General features: G+C 52.2%; 11 protein-coding genes. 4 read left to right on the top strand and 7 right to left on the bottom strand.

What is annotated here, in order from left to right; translation table 11 throughout:
• Positions 1 to 5: 5 nt before the first annotated feature.
• Positions 6 to 662, top strand: a complete 657-nt coding sequence (purN, locus tag JJU14_RS08985) for a phosphoribosylglycinamide formyltransferase (protein WP_228612722.1) — start codon at positions 6 to 8, stop codon at positions 660 to 662.
• Entirely contained in the window at positions 637 to 1,416 is a 780-nt protein-coding gene (locus JJU14_RS08980; RefSeq protein ID WP_228612720.1) for a DUF3108 domain-containing protein, read from the top strand. The genes purN and JJU14_RS08980 overlap by 26 nt, the downstream gene beginning before the upstream one ends.
• Here the strand turns inward: JJU14_RS08980 and JJU14_RS08975 are convergent.
• Positions 1,413 to 2,177: a class II glutamine amidotransferase gene (locus tag JJU14_RS08975; protein ID WP_228612718.1), complete on the bottom strand. Its 765-nt coding sequence runs from the start codon at positions 2,175 to 2,177 to the stop codon at positions 1,413 to 1,415. The genes JJU14_RS08980 and JJU14_RS08975 overlap by 4 nt on opposite strands.
• Before the next feature lie 196 nt (positions 2,178 to 2,373).
• Between JJU14_RS08975 and fadE the strand changes: the two genes are divergently transcribed.
• Positions 2,374 to 4,842: an acyl-CoA dehydrogenase FadE gene (fadE, locus tag JJU14_RS08970; protein ID WP_228612716.1), complete on the top strand. Its 2,469-nt coding sequence runs from the start codon at positions 2,374 to 2,376 to the stop codon at positions 4,840 to 4,842.
• A gap of 251 nt (positions 4,843 to 5,093) precedes the next feature.
• On the top strand, positions 5,094 to 8,264 hold the full coding sequence (locus JJU14_RS08965) for an ExeM/NucH family extracellular endonuclease (protein ID WP_228612714.1): 3,171 nt from the start codon (positions 5,094 to 5,096) through the stop codon (positions 8,262 to 8,264).
• A gap of 31 nt (positions 8,265 to 8,295) precedes the next feature.
• On the opposite strand, the gene JJU14_RS08960 is transcribed toward JJU14_RS08965, so the two are convergent.
• From JJU14_RS08960 to JJU14_RS08935, 6 genes are all read right to left on the bottom strand, one after another.
• Entirely contained in the window at positions 8,296 to 11,391 is a 3,096-nt protein-coding gene (locus tag JJU14_RS08960; protein ID WP_228612712.1) for an ATP-binding protein, read from the bottom strand.
• A gap of 94 nt (positions 11,392 to 11,485) precedes the next feature.
• Complete coding sequence (locus tag JJU14_RS08955) at positions 11,486 to 12,853, bottom strand: sugar MFS transporter (RefSeq protein WP_228612710.1); 1,368 nt, start codon at positions 12,851 to 12,853, stop codon at positions 11,486 to 11,488.
• Positions 12,850 to 14,016: an N-acetylglucosamine-6-phosphate deacetylase gene (gene nagA / locus JJU14_RS08950; RefSeq protein WP_228612708.1), complete on the bottom strand. Its 1,167-nt coding sequence runs from the start codon at positions 14,014 to 14,016 to the stop codon at positions 12,850 to 12,852. Before nagA ends, JJU14_RS08955 begins: the two co-directional genes overlap by 4 nt.
• Entirely contained in the window at positions 14,009 to 14,929 is a 921-nt protein-coding gene (locus JJU14_RS08945; RefSeq protein WP_228612706.1) for an ROK family protein, read from the bottom strand. Before JJU14_RS08945 ends, nagA begins: the two co-directional genes overlap by 8 nt.
• The gene (locus tag JJU14_RS08940) at positions 14,929 to 16,083 is read right to left on the bottom strand and encodes an SIS domain-containing protein (protein ID WP_228612704.1); all 1,155 of its coding nucleotides are present in this window, start codon (positions 16,081 to 16,083) and stop codon (positions 14,929 to 14,931) included. Before JJU14_RS08940 ends, JJU14_RS08945 begins: the two co-directional genes overlap by 1 nt.
• A complete protein-coding gene (locus tag JJU14_RS08935) occupies positions 16,080 to 17,384 on the bottom strand; it encodes a D-tagatose-bisphosphate aldolase, class II, non-catalytic subunit (RefSeq protein WP_228612702.1) in 1,305 nt (434 codons plus the stop codon). Before JJU14_RS08935 ends, JJU14_RS08940 begins: the two co-directional genes overlap by 4 nt.
• Positions 17,385 to 17,442: the final 58 nt, after the last annotated feature.

The following is a 17,442-nucleotide window of genomic DNA, read 5'->3' as shown; positions in this document are numbered from 1 at the left end:
TAGGCATGAAATCCATCGTTGTACTGATATCAGGTAATGGTACGAACTTGCAGGCTATTCTGGATGCCTGCGCTTCCGGCTTTATCGCCGGTAAAGTAACCGCCGTTATTTCCAATAAAGCCGATGCCTATGGCCTTATCCGGGCCCGTGAGGCCGGCAGCAGTGCCCATTGCCTGGCCCATAGCGATTTTGATAACCGTGAAAGCTACGATCTGGCATTGCAGCAGCTGATCGAGCAGTTTGCACCCGATCTGGTAGTACTAGCGGGCTTTATGCGCATTCTGACGCCAGGCTTTGTGCAGCATTTTTCCGGTAAATTATTGAACATTCACCCATCTTTGTTGCCCAAGTACCAAGGCTTGCGAACACACCAGCGTGCCATCGAAGCAGGTGACCAAATGCACGGTTGCAGCGTGCACTTTGTTACTGAGGAGCTGGACGGTGGCCCTGTGGTGTTGCAAGCCAAAGTCCCTATTTTTTCTGACGATGATGCAGAAACAGTGGCCGAACGGGTGCATGAACAAGAATATCGTACCTACCCTTTGGTGATCCGCTGGTTTTGTCAGGGACGTTTACGTCAACAAGGCCAACAAGCCTTGTTGGATGATGAGCCATTACCGCAATACGGATATGCCCATGACGATGATGAGTACGATCTCTGAATGGCGCCTGCGGGCGCCTTTTTTATGCTTGCCACTTTTGGTAATGCCATTAGCAGCTGAGCCTGTTTCGGACGAGCTGCCACTAGAGCTTGCCCCGTACCAAGCCGAGTATGTGGTCTACCGTAATGGCCGTAGCCATGGTAAAGCCGAGCGTGAGCTGAAAAAGGACGATGGTGTCTATACCTTACGTTATCGTAGCGAAATCAGTTGGATGGTGTTTCGTGATCGTAGGGAGGAGCAAACACAATTTACAATGCGTGGTTCCCAGGTGCAACCGCTCGCATATCAGATGAACCGCAGTGGCACAGGTCCAAGTCGTAATTATGTACTCACACTGGATCCAGTCAAAGAAGAGTTACGAGAAGGCAGTAAAGGCGAGCTTAAATCCCACAGCTGGGATGACAACTGGCTGGATCAACTTAGCTACCATCAGCAACTGGCCATAGATCTGGCCGCTGGTAAGCGTTCCTTCAGCTATGAAGTATTGAATCGACGGGGCGACCCAAAAACCTATGATTTTCGGGTGGTCACCAAAGAGTTACTGCCACTACCCTACGGCAATGTGATGGCCTACCGCATTGAGCGCGTTGAAGAAGACTCTGATCGGCAAATTTACGCCTGGGTTGCACCGGATCTTGACTACTTACTGGTACGAATTTGGCACGGTGAAAACAATGTCGAACAAGTTGATGTCCAGCTGCATAAAGTACATTGGCAGCGCGCAGATGAAACTGCGGCTGCCGGGCAGCGTTAAATAGGCTCACCATAACGAAACAACTGACTCTCGCCCGGCTGCATTTTATGCCACTGCTCATTTAGAGTTAGTGGCTCGGTTGCTATCACAGTTACCACGTCCTTTGGTGTGGTTTCGCGGGAGAAATCAATATCCACATCCACATCCGATAAGCGAGCGATGCCGAAAGGCGCTCGCCGGGTGATCCAATGTAATTTGCTGGTGCAGTAGGTCAGCAAGTATTCACCATCGGTCAGCAACATATTAAACACACCCAACTGTTGCAGTGTTTTGGCTTTTTTTTGCAAGAAGCGAAAAGCAGCCTTACGCGAGCGCGGTTTGTTTGGGTAGCGTTTATCCAGCTCACTCATCAAATAGCAAAAAGCCCGCTCACTGTCGGTGGTACCCACTGGCTGAAAACGTGCCACCGGCAGGTCTTTGTAATCGTGCAGCTGACCATTGTGGGCATAGGTCCAGTAACGCCCCCAAAGCTCCCGGGTAAAAGGGTGGGTATTTTGCAAGCTCACCCGGCCACGGTTGGCCTGACGAATATGGGCTACGACTGCACAGCTTTTAATTGGATAATCACTGACCAGTCGGGCAATCTCCGACTCATAACTTGGCAGTGCATCTTTAAAAGTGCAGACGCCTTTGCCTTCGTAAAAAGCCACACCCCAGCCATCCCGGTGCGGACCTGTCCGGCCACCCCGCTCTTTTAACCCTTTAAAACTAAAACAAATATCGGTAGGCACATTGGCCGACATCCCGAGCAATTCACACATGAACCACAAAACTCCTCTGATCGGCAGTCTTACTGCCACTGCGCTAAAAGTGAGCCAACCGACTATACTTTCCCGTATCAGCTGGTGTAAAGCGCTTTGTACGAGCAAATGTCGGACTGCCTTTGAAAGACTTGCAAGTTGTTGTCGAAGATTATACTCTTAGAGCATTAGTGGTCAGACCTCTTAGGAGATAGATATGGAAGGGTTTGTGTTTAGCCTGATACTACTGGTTGTGATTGGCATTTTAGCTTATTACCGAGCCAGTCTAACGCTGTTCACAGCTGCAATAGCTGTTACCCTGGCAGCAGGTACTGTTGCCGGCCCAGTCGGATTGGCCAGTTGGATTGTATTCCTGCTGATTGCCCTGCCGCTGAATGTCGCTTTTATTCGCCAGAAGCTGCTGACTCAGCCGCTGCTTGGCGTCTATCGCAAGATCATGCCGGAAATGTCCAGCACAGAAAAAGAAGCCATTGATGCCGGTACCACCTGGTGGGAAGCTGATTTATTCCGTGGCAACCCGGACTGGCAGAAGCTGCATAACTTCCCAATCCCCCGGTTAAGTGCTGAAGAACAGGCTTTTCTGGACGGCCCGGTCGAAGAATTGTTGGATATGGTTGACGACTGGGAAATCACCCACGACCGCGCCGATTTATCGCCTGAAGTCTATCAGTACCTGAAAGACAAAGGCTTCTTTGCCATGATCATTAAAAAGCAGTATGGCGGCCTGGAGTTTTCTGCTTATGCACAGTCCTGCGTGCTGCAAAAGCTAACCAGCAAGAGCATGGTCTTGTCCAGTATTGTCGGCGTGCCCAATTCATTGGGCCCAGGCGAGCTGTTGCAACACTACGGTACCGAGGAGCAGAAAAACCATTACCTGCCCCGCTTGGCGAAAGGCCTGGACGTGCCTTGCTTTGCCTTGACTAGCCCGGAAGCAGGCTCAGATGCAGGCTCCATCCCTGACTTTGGCATTGTCTGCAAAGGCCAATGGCAAGGTAAAGAGGTACTGGGCATGCGTCTTACCTGGAACAAGCGCTACATCACGCTGGCGCCTATTGCGACCGTGCTTGGCTTAGCTTTTAAACTGCAAGATCCAGACAAGCTATTGGGCGATAAAGAAGATTTAGGCATCACCTGCGCGCTGATCCCCGCCGACACCCCAGGGGTGAAAATTGGCCGTCGCCACTTCCCGCTGAATGTACCATTCCAGAATGGTCCAACCCAAGGCAACGATGTCTTTGTACCGCTCGATTACATCATTGGTGGTGCCAAAATGGCAGGCCAGGGCTGGCGCATGCTGGTTGAGTGCTTATCCGTTGGTCGTGCAATTACCCTGCCTTCCAACAGCACGGCTGGCATTAAAGCTGCCGCGATGTCGACCGGTGCTTATGCCCGTATTCGCCGTCAGTTCAAAATCCCTATCGGTAAGATGGAAGGCGTCGAAGAAGCCTTGGCCCGTATTGGTGGCTCCGCTTACATGGCATGCGCTTCCACTACGATGTCCGTCGGCTCCATCGACTTGGGTGAAAAACCCTCGGTGATTTCTGCCATAACCAAGTACCACATTACCGAACGGATGCGTCTGGCCATGATTGATGCGATGGATGTGCATGGCGGTAAAGGCATTTGCATGGGGCCAAACAACTACCTGGCCCGTGGTTATCAGGGTGCTCCGGTTGCTATTACCGTTGAAGGCGCCAATATCCTTACCCGCAATATGATCATCTATGGTCAGGGTGCTATTCGCTGTCATCCTTATGTGCTGGCCGAGCTGCAAGCTGCCTACAACGAAGACAACCGTGCTGCAGTCACCGCTTTTGATAAAGCCTTGTTTGGTCATATTGGCTTTGCCATCAGCAATTTCTTCCGCACCTTCTGGTTGTCATTGACAGGTGCCGCCTTTAGCAGTGCGCCTTACAGTGATGCGACCGCTAAGTACTACAAGCAGATGAACCGTTTCAGTGCGGCCTTGGCATTGATGTCGGATGTCGCTATGGGGACTCTGGGTGGCGATCTGAAGCGTCGTGAGCGAATTTCAGCCCGGCTTGGAGATATTCTGAGCATGCTGTACCTGACCTCCAGCGTATTAAAGCGCTTCCAGGATGAAGGCCGTCAGCCACAGGATCTGCCTCTGGTGCAATGGGCCTGTGAAGACAACCTGGCCAAAGCTCAGCTGGCGCTGGATGAATTATTTGATAACTTCCCAAACCGTCTGGTTGGCGTGTTGCTAAAACGCGTGGTCTTTCCGTGGGGTCGTACGCTGAGCCGTCCAAGCGATAAAGTGGAGCACCAGGTTGCCCGCATTATGCAAACACCTTGTGAAGCCCGCTCGCGCTTGGGCCACCACCTGTATCTGGCTGGCAAAGACAACAACCCAATTGGCATGGTGGAGCAAGCATTGCGTGATGTACTGGCGGCGGAGCCTTTGTTTGACAAAGTCACCGAAGCAGCCAAGAAGCGTCTGCCTTTCTTCCGCTTAAACGAAGTGGCCGACTTAGGCCTGGAACTGAAGGTCATTTCCGAGCAGGAAGCCCAGGTCTTACGTCAGGCAGAAGTCAGTCGCTTGCGCACCATCAATGTGGATGACTTCGACTTTAACTACCTGGCTGCCGATAAAGCGTTGTTGGCTTCAGAACAACAAAGCTCAGCGAAGGTGAATGCCGCTTAACACCCAGTCTACTCTTTGACAAACCCGGTGCAAGCCGGGTTTTTTTATGTCTGAAAATATTAACAAATCCAGCAATCCTTCTTTTATACCTTAGCAATTGCTAAAAAATTTAATGAAAATGACACAAAAGACTTCTATAGTAACGGGTCCATGCTGGACGCCATGCGTACTTCACTTGGATAGGCTAAACACTTACCAGGACGTACTGCCGTACCACGTCATAACCATTAAAATAATACGGATACCGAACGATGAAACAACTACTCTCACTGGTGTTGATACTTTGCACCTTTGGTTTGTGGGCGCAAACCCCCATCGCCTACTGGTCGCAAAACTTCAATGAACTGCCGGATGGCAGCTTTGGCTTTAATCCCGACTCCTTTCCTCAACAGCCCGATGTGGGCGCAGGTATCATTGTCCTGACCGACTTTAACGAGGATACAGCAGCCAATGGTAGCTACATTACCATTCAGTCCTTTGCCGGCAGTACCATCAATGCCCTGCCAGGTTATGCTGCCGGAGGTAGCCTGTCGGTGCAAGGTGGGCCTGGCACCAGCAACAATGGCGCAGCTATCGTCCTTCAAATCAGTAGTGAAGGTTATCAGGACTTACAGCTTAGCTGGTCGCAACGAGGCACTGCCACAGGGTTTAATGAGCGTCGTATCAGCTGGTCTGTTGATGGCGAGAACTTCACAGATTTTGCAGTCGATTCAGGTGCCCTTGGCAGCAGCTTTCAACTACGTAGCTACGATTTCTCCGCCGTCACTGAGCTAAACAACCAGGCCAGTGTGTACTTTCGAATCGAACTGAATGGTGCCAGCAATGCCACTGGCAATAACCGTTTTGACAACCTGCTAGTCACGGGCACCCTGACAGCCGATGCCGATCGTATCGTCGTGTATCAGCGTGATTTTGCCAGCAACCCGTTTGAAAAAGGCTGGCAACAATGGAGTCTCCAGGGCGAGCAGCAATGGCAATGGGATGGTGGTTTTAATAACGTCAGCTTCTCTGGCTTTGTCGACGGCAGCTGCAGTGCCAATGACAGTTGGCTGGTATCACCAGCCTTTGATGTTGATAGCCAGACCGGTGAGCGCCTGGCCATCGATATCGCCCGCGGCTTTGCTGGCGTCAATAACCTGGATATTTACTATTCCACCCAATTCAGTGGTACAGAATTAAATCCTGGTGACTGGGTCTTACTCACCAGCATTAGTCCGAATGACTTTAGCAGCAACAATGTACCCGTGCGCTTTGATGGCTTTGAGCAACTAGCAGCATTGAATGGACAGGTGCATCTGGCTCTGCGTTATCAGTTTGATAGTGGCAACTGCAGCACCTGGCGCCTGGCCAATATTTTGTTAACTGCAGAAAATCCGGTTGAGCCCGTCATTTTTTCCTGCGATAACCCAGTCAGCCGTATTCACCAGATACAAGGAGCAGGCTTCCAGAGCCCACTGCAAGGTGCAGAAGTGCAGCTGCAAGCTGTAGTGACTGCGGTATTCCAGCAAACCGACAACGGTGGCCTCGGTGGTTTCTATTTGCAGGAAAAAGATCATCATCAGGACAGCAATCCGATGACATCCGAAGGTATTTTTGTCTACGACAATGGTTTTGGGGTACCGGTGCAACTAGGGGATCTGGTGCGGGTTCGTGGAACTGTCGCTGAGTTTTTTGAAGAAACGCAGCTGTCCAATGTCAGTGAACTGGCTGTTTGTGCTAGCAATCGCCTTCATATGGTGAGTCCGGCCGAGCTTAGTCTGCCAGTAAGTAGCTTCGAAACCCTTGAAGCAATCTCGGGTATGTGGGTACAAACCGCCGATGTTCTAACCGTCACCGACGTCTTTAATGCGGTGCGCTTTGGTGAGTTTACCGTGTCTAGTGGTCGCTTGTACAATCCTACACAGATTGTTACGCCGGGTACCGAGGCACAAGCGGTAATGGCCAGTAACCGACTGAACCGCATCATCATTGATAATGGCCTGACCGGCGTCAACCGCCAACCTTTTATCACCGGTGAAGATGGCGTGTCTGAGCTTTCCGCTTTCAACCCAATCCGCAATGGTTATCAGCTGCAGGCTGGTTTTGAAGGCGTGATGAGCTATGCCTTCGGCGCTTACCGACTGCGCTACCTGAGTACACCCAACTTTATCACCAGCAGCAACCCAAGAATGGATGCCCCTGAGTTGGCAGAACAAGGTGATATCAAGGTAGCGACTTTTAATGTCGAAAACCTGTTTACAACCTTCGATCTACCAGGAAATAGCTGCGGCCCTAACGCTCTGAGCTGTCGCGGTGCCCGTTCAGAAAGCGAACTGGCACGTCAGCTGGATAAGTTAGTTCCGGCTATTCAAGGGCTGGAGGCCGATGTACTGGCCTTGATTGAAATTGAAAACGATGCCGACGACTCCACACTGCAACATCTGGTGTCCGCATTGAACGATGCTGCCACAACCCCTGACTGGAACTATGTTGCTACCGGCTGGCTTGGCACCGATGCCATTAAGCCAGCCTTTATCTATCGTGCCAATCGGGTTAGCCTGGCAGGTGATTTTGCCGTGCTGGACTCAAGCGTGGATCCAGACTTTGATACTTCCCGGCAACGCCCGGCGCTGGCACAAAGTTTTGCCACAGAGCAAGGTGCAGTATTTACCGCCGTTGCCGTGCATTTACGGGCAAAAGTCTGTGGCAACGCCAGCGGTATCAATGCAGATCAAGGCGATGGCCAGGGTTGCTGGAATAACTGGCGTACCAAATCAGCCGAAGCCATGTTGCGTTGGTTAGAAACCGATCCTACCAACTCCGGCAATAGCGATATCCTGGTGCTGGGTGATTTTAATGCCTACGCCAAAGAAGATCCGCTGGCCGCTATGGAGGCAGCTGGCTTTGTGAACTTGGCGGTGCAAAGCAATGATGGCGATTACAGCGTGTACAGCTACACCTTTATGGGTGAGTCCGGCAGCCTGGATCATGCCTTTGCCAGCCCATCCATGGCGGCTAAGGTGTTAGCAGCCAGGTCCTGGCACATCAACTCGGATGAAATTCCGGCCTTTAATTACAGCGAAGGCCCACTGCCTGGCGGCTTGGTAAAACCGGATAATTTCTATGCGGCAGATCCGTTCCGTACCTCGGATCATGATCCATTGTTGATTGCCTTGCAACTGAGTGAACCATTACCACCGCTTGAAGCAGAGCTCAGTGTTATCCGGGTAAACCGGGCCCGCTCAGGCGCTACTTTGGTTCAACTTCGGATTGAGGGTGAAGCGGCGGGTTTGCAGCTATTACGTGATGGTGCTGTCATTACCACCATTCAACGTGCCGGCCGATACAATGATCAGTTCCGTAGTGATGCTTTGCAAGCCAACTACCAACTGTGTCATGCTCAAAATAATCAGTGCACTGAGCTGCTCACGGTTCAATTCTGATGGACCTGCCCTTGCTTCGGTCTTGCCGATATCAAGGGCTTTTTATTTCGGCAGCTTGGATAGCTGCCGCCAACTTAGTGCAGTCCATGTCAGTCATGGGCTGCCCTGCTTTTAACTCCTGCTCCATACTCTCTGCCATAACAGAAATTTGCTGCAAACCAAAGCTGCCCGCCGTGCCTTTCATCTGATGCAATAATGCCTGTACCCCCTCCTCATTCTGCTGCTCAAGCAATAACTGCAACTGCGCTAACTGTGCTGGTAACTGAGCAACATAGCGCTGCTTTAAAGCAGCAATTCGGTCCTCTGCAGACATCATCGAAGCGGTTAGCTCTTTTGCCGGGGAGTCTGCTACCACTGACATCGAAGACTGCCCAAGATAGCGCTTAAGAGCATGATACAGCAAGGCTGGCTCTATCGGCTTGGACAAGACCTCATTGCAGCCTGCCTGCAAAAACAACGCCCTGTCGTCCGGTAACACGTCCGCTGTCAAAGCCAGAATGGGTAGTTTAAAACCAGCTGCGCGCAGCTGACGGGTGGCTTCAGCGCCATCCAACACCGGCATATTCATATCCATCAGGATCAAGTCAAAGCTCTGCTGGCTGGCACACTGCACAGCTTCAGCACCATCTTTAGCCGCTGTCACTGTTAAACCACTTTGTTGTAATAAATCCACCACCAACAAGCGGATATCGTCTACATCATCCACCACCAGTACCTTGCCAGCTAACCTTGGGATTGCGATTTCTGAGACCGAATTTTTAGCAGCCACATCCATCGTACCAGCTTCCGGCTCCATCAAGGGCAGCTCCAGCGTAAACAGACTGCCTCGTCCAGGCTCACTGCTGACCGATAACTCCCCGTGCATCAACTCTGCCAGCTGACTACTGATATGCAGTCCCAAGCCAGTCCCGCCATACTTTCGGCTGGTGCCGCTATCGGCTTGCTCAAAAGCACTGAATACCTTATCCAGTTGCTCCATCGTCATGCCTATGCCCGTGTCTTTGACCGAAATCTGTAAACGATGCGAGGAGCTGCGGCAGGCTTGCACCTGAATGCTCCCCTGTTCAGTGAATTTGATGGCATTGCTGAGCAAGTTCAGCAAGATTTGCTGCAGTCGCTGGGGATCCAATCGCAGCCAGACAGGGATACGGTCATCAAAGGAAAAATCCAGCCGTAAGCCTTTGATGGTGGCCAATTTGGTCATGTCACTGCATAGATCGTGCAACAGCTTTTTGATAGCGACCGACTGGACTTCAGTTGATAGCTTGCCCTCTTCCAGCTTGGCTGCATCAAGAATATCATTGACGATGCTCAGCAGATAATTACTATTACGGCTGATCACTTCCAGCTGCTGCTGTTGCTTTGCATTAAGCAACTGACCAAGCTGCAGCTGCTCTGTGTAGCCAATAATAGCGGTTAATGGGGTGCGCAGCTCATGGCTCATGGTGGCTAAAAAGCGTGATTTAACCTGAGCCAATTGAGTTGCCCTATCCCGCTCATTCGCCAGCTCTTCTGTTCGTTTCTTTACCCGTTGCTCCAAACTGGCATTGAGCTCTTCCAGCCGGCTTCGGGCCTGATGCAAGCGTAGAACCATCGCATTGTATTCATCGAACAGCTGCTGCACCTCCAAACCGCTGGCTCTGGCCGACAGATCACAAAAAGGTGCGTCAGTTTGCAACTCCAATCGTTGAATGGACTGCACCAATTGCCGTAACGGACGACTGTAAAAACGGACAAAGTAAAAAGAGGTGCGATTCAGCAACCAAAGTGCCAAACCAACCAGCAAAATCACCATTAATGTCAATATGTTATAACCGAGCAGAACAGCCTCTAGCTGATAGTGCATCAGCAGCAACCAGCCATCGTCGGTTTGATGGCTTCGAATAAAGCCTCGACCATCCTGATTAAGCTGGACCCCACCCTCGGGCAGAAACCAGGAGTTGATAAAAACGCGCTTCCCGGGTAAAAAGTCACTGCCACGCTGAAACAGCTGACCATATCCCTCGGTAAAAGGGACCGACCAAATTTGTTTATCCTGATTGTCCAACAAGACGGCTCGTATCTGTTCCGGACTGTCAGATGGTTGCAGCTGTTGTGCCACCGAGGAGAGCAACACCGAGGCCTGGACAATACCGATAAATTGTTGCTCAGAATTTAACATAGGCGCACTAACGGCAAACAGTAGATCGTCTCCCAGCCCCCGCCCTACATAGGCATCACTAACGTAAGTACCCACAGGCTTTAGTTGCAGCTGTTTAAAATATTCCCGATCGGAAACATTGACTGAGCCCATCAACTGATGTCCTCCACGGATCCGGTAGCTAATAACATCGCCATGCTGATCGGTCACCGCTGCGGAGATAAAGTGTGGTTGTAGCTGCAGTAAATCATCCAGAATTCGTTCATCCTGATAACGTGGATAATTTAGTGCGGCTTGCAGCAAAGTGGTACGAAACTGCCTTAACTGGTGCGCACTAAAGGTTAAAAACTGCCGCTCTAAACGAAGTAGCTGTTCATGTCGCTTGTTTAAATCCCAGGCCACAAAAGCATGCAAAGCCGCCAGAATCAACACCAGGGTTGGCACAGCGGAATAAACCGTAATTCGCCCGGCCAATTGTTCCGACAAAGGCTGTTGCCGGCTTAAGCGAGTACTGATGGCCACGTTCAGGATCAATTTAGCGCCTACCAGACTCATTCCGCCTCCAAGACACAGAATCAGACTGATAAGAGCAGCAAAGCCGATGCCAATGCCTTGCAACCACCAAAGATACACAAAAACGGCAGGTACTAATGCTAACCAGCAGTTCAGATACAGCGACATAATATTCTGCCGACCCGAACGCCAGGCCATCAATACCAGCATAAACTCGGCCAGACTAAGCCACCAAAACCAGGCCCCCCATAGCGGCATTGCCACTACAGCAAAAGAAGCGAGCCCCCAGAATGGCCCAAGCCGAAGCAAAATAGCCAAGAAGGCGGTATTACCAAGCAGCAAGGGTGCTAGCAGTGGCAGTTGCAACACCAGCAAATTAGTGACAAAACCCAAGGCACTGATGTGACACCAAAACCACAACTGGCGTCGGCTAAAAGTCCAGTATCGTTCGAGCGAAGTGTACGAACTTAGCAAGCGGCATCCTCAGTGCAATGATAGTTATGTCACTGAGTATAGCCGCTTTATGGATAGGAAAAAGGTAGTGAACTGCTTTTAGCTCAATGGTTTATTACCAACTCCTTATTTTATGGCCTTTCAGTGCATAAAACAGGATAAACGCATAGCAAGGGATAAGCATCCAATATGCTGACTGACTATTACCACTGCTATGGGCCAGATAGCCGTACAACAAAGGCAATAAAGCACCACCGGCAATCCCCATAATCAATAAAGCAGAACCTGTCGCCGTTAAACGACCCAACCCCTGCAGCGCCAGCGGCCAGACGGCAGGCCACACCAACGCATTGGCAAATCCCAACAGGGCAACAAAGAGCACTGAGTCCGGCACCTCCGGAACCCCTGCCAAACTCAGGGTCCAGGCCGATAAAGCGGAGCTCTCGGTCGAACTGAACAAAATGGCAAAACTAAACAGGATCCCAGCCAGCGCCGAGCCTACCAGCGCAGTGGATTGAGACAAATAGCGTGGTATCAGCAAAACCCCAAGCAGATAGCCTGCCACCATAAAGGCCATGGTGTAGGAAGTAAGGATGCCAAAGTGTGCCACGCCAAGTCCTTGTCCGTACAGCCCAATGCTATCACCGGCAATCACTTCGACGCCAACATAAAAGAACAGGGCGATAAAGCCCAACACCAGCCGCGGATGACGCCAGATAGCCCGCCAGTCCGAATCGTTTTTGTCTGCTGCATCCGTCGCATGCTCGGTTTCTGCCACCAGGGAAGTGACGGCATCCGCCGCGGGCTCCGGCTCGGATAAATCCGGCTCTGGCAAACGTGAACAGTACACAAAAGCCATCAACCCCAGTAAAGCGGCCGTCATATACAGGTAAGGTACCACCAGGCGATTGGATAAAGCCTGCAGCTGCTCGGCCTGCTGCGCTGGACTAAGTAGCGCCAGCGCTTCTTCGCTGTACTGATCCATACCGGTCAGGATCCAGGCAGCGAACACCAGAGGCACAATAAAGCCCGCTCCTTTATTCACAATGCCCATAATGCTGATGCGCATGGCGGCACTTTCACGCGGACCAATACAGACAATGTAGGGATTGGCAGCAGTCTGCAAAATGGTCAGGCCGGTACCCAGCACAAAAAGCGCTAGCAAAAAGAAGGCATAGTGTGCACTTTGCGCCGCCGGAATAAACAGCAAGGAGCCAACCACCATAATACCCAAGCCAATGGTCATACCGTTGCGATAGCCAAAGCGGGTTAATAAGGTAGACATCGGCAACGCCATCACCACATAAGCAATGTAAAAGGCAAAAGCCACTAACAGCGCCTGAAACTCGTTTAATTCACAGACAATTTTTAAAAAAGGGATCAAGGCACCGTTCAGCCAGGTGACAAAACCAAACACAAAAAACAAAATGCCAATCAACAGCATCGGAAAAAAGCTGCTTTGTTGCCTGAAGTCTGTCGTCATAACGCTACCTTCGATTGAGGATGAACATAAAATGGCCGACCGGCGACCCAGCTTTGTCGGACCTGTTGTGAGTCGTCGAGCCAGACCAAATCGGCCTGTTTACCCGGTGCCAGACGACCCAGCCGGTCGGCACAACCCAGAAAATCTGCCGGATAAGCCGAAGCCATAGCCAGCGCTTCGGCAAAACTGATGCCCAACTGCTGACTGGCCTGCTGTACAGCGGTGATCATATCCAGCACCGAGCCCGCCAAAGAGCCGGATGAGTCGGTCAAACGACTGCCATCGCGCACCACCTTGCCACTAAAAAAATCAAACTGCTGCTGCTCGGTGCCTACCGGCGACATCGCATCAGTTACCAGCATTAACTTGCCTTTGGGTTTGGCCTGATAGGCCAGTAAGGCCGCTAGTGGATGCAGATGATGGCCATCTAAAATAATACCGCACCAGCTGCTTCTGTCGGTCAGGGCCGTTCCCACCATGCCCGGCTCACGCGAGGTCAGTGGTGACATGCCATTGTAGAGGTGGGTAAAACCGGTAGCACCTGCGTTCAATGCCGCTTGTACCGTGGCACTGTCGGCATTGGAGTGCCCGAGGCACACGCGCACATCTTCCGCTACCAGCTCCGCTATCAGCTCCGGAGCGACCGTTTCTGGTGCCAGCGTGACCACTTTGATGCCCAGGTCTTTGCGGCGGTACAACTGCCACTCGGCATCGCTCAGCGAGCGTATATGAGCAGGCGGATGCACTCCCTTTTTCACCAGTGACAGGTGAGGCCCTTCAAAGTGAATGCCCAGCACCCCAGGCTCTTGCTCAGCAATGGCTATGGCTATGGTATCGGCTGCCTGGCGCATCACAGCAATGCAGTCGGTAATCACTGTAGGTAACATGGCCGTGGTGCCAAACTGGGCATGGGCTTTGAGCATGGTACGAAGCGCCTGGCGATCAGGAGCCTGATTAAACAGGACACCACCACCGCCATTCACCTGCACATCAATCAGCCCGGGCACCAGTGTGCCTTCTTCTAAAGTAAGCAGTGGCAAAGCAGGATCAGGGGCTTGGCCTATGCTGATAATACGGTCGTGCTGAATGCTGACATAGGCATGGTAAAGCCAGCCCGTTGCGGTCAGAACTTTTGGCGCCATAATTTGAAATGAATTAGTCATTGGCCTTTGCTCCTAATAAAGCCGCGCCACGTTTACCGCTGGCAGCACCGCCTTCAGCCACCTTGATGGGCGGCACTTGCACACCGGCAAACAGATGTGCCTGAGTCGCCTCAGCTGCCGCTGCCACTATTTCCGCAATATCGGACAGACCACCTCCCAGTACCAGCACATCCGGATCGTAAGCCAGCACCTGAGCCGCCAACACGGATCCAAGCGCATCCATATAGGCGACAAAAGTATCGATCGCCGCTGACTGCCCGGTCCGATAATCTTCCAGCCACTGATAGGTGCTCTTTGGTGCGCCGCCGAAGTGCTGATACAACCGCTCCAACCCGCGCCCGGAGACATAGGTCTCGGCACAGCCCGTCAGGCCACAGCCACACAGATAAAGAGGCAGCTGATGCTGCTGAATCACCCGGGCCGCCAGACTTTGATGGCCAAACTCGCCCACCAACTGCTGTGCACCTTGTTGCAAAGAGCCATCGGCATAAAAGCCACCGCCACAGCCGGTGCCCAGAATGACACCCAGCACCCGGTTAAAACCACGGCCAGCTCCAAGCACAGCTTCTGACAGCACAAAGCAGCGGCAATCATTGCCAATAGCCACCGGGCGTTGCAGCTGCTGTTGCAAGTCAGCAGCAACCTGCTGACCGTTTAAACAAGGTACATTGCTTGAAATGACCCTGCCGGTTGCATCCTGAATGCCTGGCAGCGCAATGCCAAGCTGTCCCTGCTGTCCACTGAACTGATCGGCTTTGATTATTTGCGCACAAAGTTGTTGCAGGAAATCGGCATAGTCGGTGGTTGGCGTGGCCAGTCGCCATTCTTGTTGCAGCTGCATCTGCTGGTCAAAAATGGCCAGTTCCATCTTGGTGCCACCTATATCCAGGCCATAACAAAGTTTCATCACCATTACCGCTCTATAAGTGGATAGATGGTTACGCCCTGCACTACCCGATTGACCAGGCCGGCTGGGCACGGATTATCTGGCGATATCCCAAGTTCAATGGCTTTGAAAAACGCCAACAACTGACCGCACAGCGCATAAGGAAAGCAAAGCCAGCTATCGTCATCCGGCAGTAAGTCTGTATCCAGTAACTCAGAGCACAACTGCACCGACAAGGCCTGCTGGTCCTGGCACAACTCCTGCTGCATATCCATATCGTAGCGCCGGCTGTATGGGCTAAGTGCATCCAGCAGCACAATCTGAGTGGTCTGATTGACCAAAGATTTCGGACCATGCCGAAAGCCAAGGGCTGTTTCGTAAAAGCTTGGGATTTGGCCGGCAGTCAACTCCAGGTATTTCAACGCCAGCTCTCTGGCCACCGCCTGTAAGGGCCCTGAGCCAAGAAAGACGATACGATCGCAGTTGTGCGCCGACAGGCTTTTTAAGCGGGGCACACTGTGCTGCAAAAGATGCTGACTTAATGCAATCATCCGGCTTGCCTGCATCTTGTCTGCACCAAACAACAACATGGTTGCAAACAGCATGCAGCTGTAACTGCTGGTCATAGCAAAGCTCTGATCATTGGCGTCAGCTGGCATTAACCAGAGCTGAGTAGCTGCATCACCGGCAGCCATGTTGGCCAGTTTGCCATCGGCATTGCAGCTCAGCACCAGATGATGGCTGTCAGGATGCAACTGACGCACAATCCTTGCGGCAGCCACACTTTCCGGGCTATTGCCCGAGCGGCCATAAGACACCAGCAACACCGGCTGATCACCGGCCAGATAAAGCTGCGGATGACTGACCAAATCGGTCGTCGCCAGTGCCAGCACCTGTACCTGGCTGCCCAGCTGCTGTTGCAAAAAAGGAGCTAGTGCCTGGCCGATATAAGCAGAGGTACCAGCACCGGTCAGGATCACGCGAAGCCCGGGCTGCTGCAGTACCGTAGTAAGCCAGGGTAACAAGCCCGCGGTTTCCTGCTCGAAGCCATCAAGCAGAGTGCGCCATAGCTCTGGTTGCTGACTAATTTCTTTCGCGGTCGCCAGGGCTCCGGCCTGACGTAACTCAGCCTGCGATAAACCAAGGGTTAAACCCGCATCATGCTTCAAAGCCGTTGTCATGAAGATTGCTCCTGTTTGCAGCGCAAACCACAGGCACTGGCATAACGTGCCAGTACTAATTGTATATGACGGATCACCAGTTGCTCGGGATCAGCCACCATATCGCCAGCGGATTCAGGCTGCGCATGCTGCGGTAAGAACTGATGCAGTACCGGCTGGCTGACCGCCAATTGCCGAATATTGTCGAATAATCGGATCTGGGCCTGTTGCAACACGGGCTCAGGCCAGTAATAACGAATGCGATCGCTGTAGCTGTATAACTGCAACTCCAACAGCTTCGCACCTTCTGCCTGATAGAACTTGTGCCAGTACCCTGGCTTGGCCAGCATCAACTCAAGACATTTTGATTGCAGCTGTGAACACTCAGCGGCGGGTAGCAGTTGCTGTTCCAGCTGTGCCAACGCAAATAAGGCTTCACGCAGCGCAAAAGTCAGTTGAGGCCCGACTTTTAAAATAGCAAAGTGCCCCTGCACCAAGGCATGATAGGCCGCTTCAGTTTGGTAATCGGTGGAGTGCGCTTCAAACACCAGGCCAGGTTCAGCAGCAATAAAAGCCGACAAGGCTTTGGCTTTTTCAGCATCAAAAGCATGCACCCTGGTGTTATCAAACTCCACACCGGGCTGCACCACCACCGCAATCACCCGCGACCAGACTTCTGCCGATAACCCTTGCTGGGCGAATGCCTGCCTGTGCGCCAGCAGTGTCGCCTGCACACTGTCCACCGAGGTCGGCACTATGCCCTGCTCCAATTCGGATACGCCACCAGGTGGCGGCACTTCAGTGCCAATCACATAACTTAGGGTGCCGGCCAGATTTTCCCTGGCCGCACTTTCTTCCGCAACCTGGCACAAACGCGCCGCCCGGCTGGCGATCAGTTGATCCGACAGCACAGCCGGATCATCGGCGCAGCGCATGCTGGTATCCAGGTGAATTTTGGTAAAACCAGCAGCGACAAAAGCAGCAATCAGCGCTTCTGCCTGAAGCATCGCTTCAGCCGCCGGCAAATCCTGCCAGCAGACCGGTCCCAAATGATCACCACCAAACACCAGTTGTTCAGGGTTGAAACCAACCTCGGTAGCCAGTTGCTTTACAAAGGCAATAAAATCGGCTGGCATCATGCCGGTGTAGCCGCCAAACTGATTCACCTGATTGGCGGTGGCTTCAATAAGTAACCGACTCTGATCTTGCTTCGCCTGAAGCAAAGCCGCTTTTAGTACCAGCGGATGGGCGGAGCAAACGGAGTAGATACCTTGCTGGCTGCCAGCTTTATTGGCAGCAAAAATGGAGTGCAATGCGTGCATGCGATCCTCAAGTGTCTGAAAAAACCGGGGCAAGACCCCGGTTAAAGGGCATAAGCGT

Source organism: Alkalimonas sp. (assembly GCF_020831925.1).
GTDB lineage: Bacteria > Pseudomonadota > Gammaproteobacteria > Enterobacterales > Alteromonadaceae > Alkalimonas.
This window is presented reverse-complemented; position numbering and strand designations above follow the sequence as displayed.

Excerpts from the sequence above, each read along its gene's own strand:
- purN (WP_228612722.1), top strand. The coding sequence starts at position 6 with ATGAAATCCATCGTTGTACTGATATCAGGTAATGGTACGAACTTGCAG.
- JJU14_RS08980 (WP_228612720.1), top strand. The coding sequence starts at position 637 with ATGACGATGATGAGTACGATCTCTGAATGGCGCCTGCGGGCGCCTTTT.
- JJU14_RS08975 (WP_228612718.1), bottom strand. The coding sequence starts at position 2,177 with ATGTGTGAATTGCTCGGGATGTCGGCCAATGTGCCTACCGATATTTGT.
- fadE (WP_228612716.1), top strand. The coding sequence starts at position 2,374 with ATGGAAGGGTTTGTGTTTAGCCTGATACTACTGGTTGTGATTGGCATT.
- JJU14_RS08965 (WP_228612714.1), top strand. The coding sequence starts at position 5,094 with ATGAAACAACTACTCTCACTGGTGTTGATACTTTGCACCTTTGGTTTG.
- JJU14_RS08955 (WP_228612710.1), bottom strand. The coding sequence starts at position 12,853 with ATGACGACAGACTTCAGGCAACAAAGCAGCTTTTTTCCGATGCTGTTG.
- nagA (WP_228612708.1), bottom strand. The coding sequence starts at position 14,016 with ATGACTAATTCATTTCAAATTATGGCGCCAAAAGTTCTGACCGCAACG.
- JJU14_RS08945 (WP_228612706.1), bottom strand. The coding sequence starts at position 14,929 with ATGGTGATGAAACTTTGTTATGGCCTGGATATAGGTGGCACCAAGATG.
- JJU14_RS08940 (WP_228612704.1), bottom strand. The coding sequence starts at position 16,083 with ATGACAACGGCTTTGAAGCATGATGCGGGTTTAACCCTTGGTTTATCG.
- JJU14_RS08935 (WP_228612702.1), bottom strand. The coding sequence starts at position 17,384 with ATGCACGCATTGCACTCCATTTTTGCTGCCAATAAAGCTGGCAGCCAG.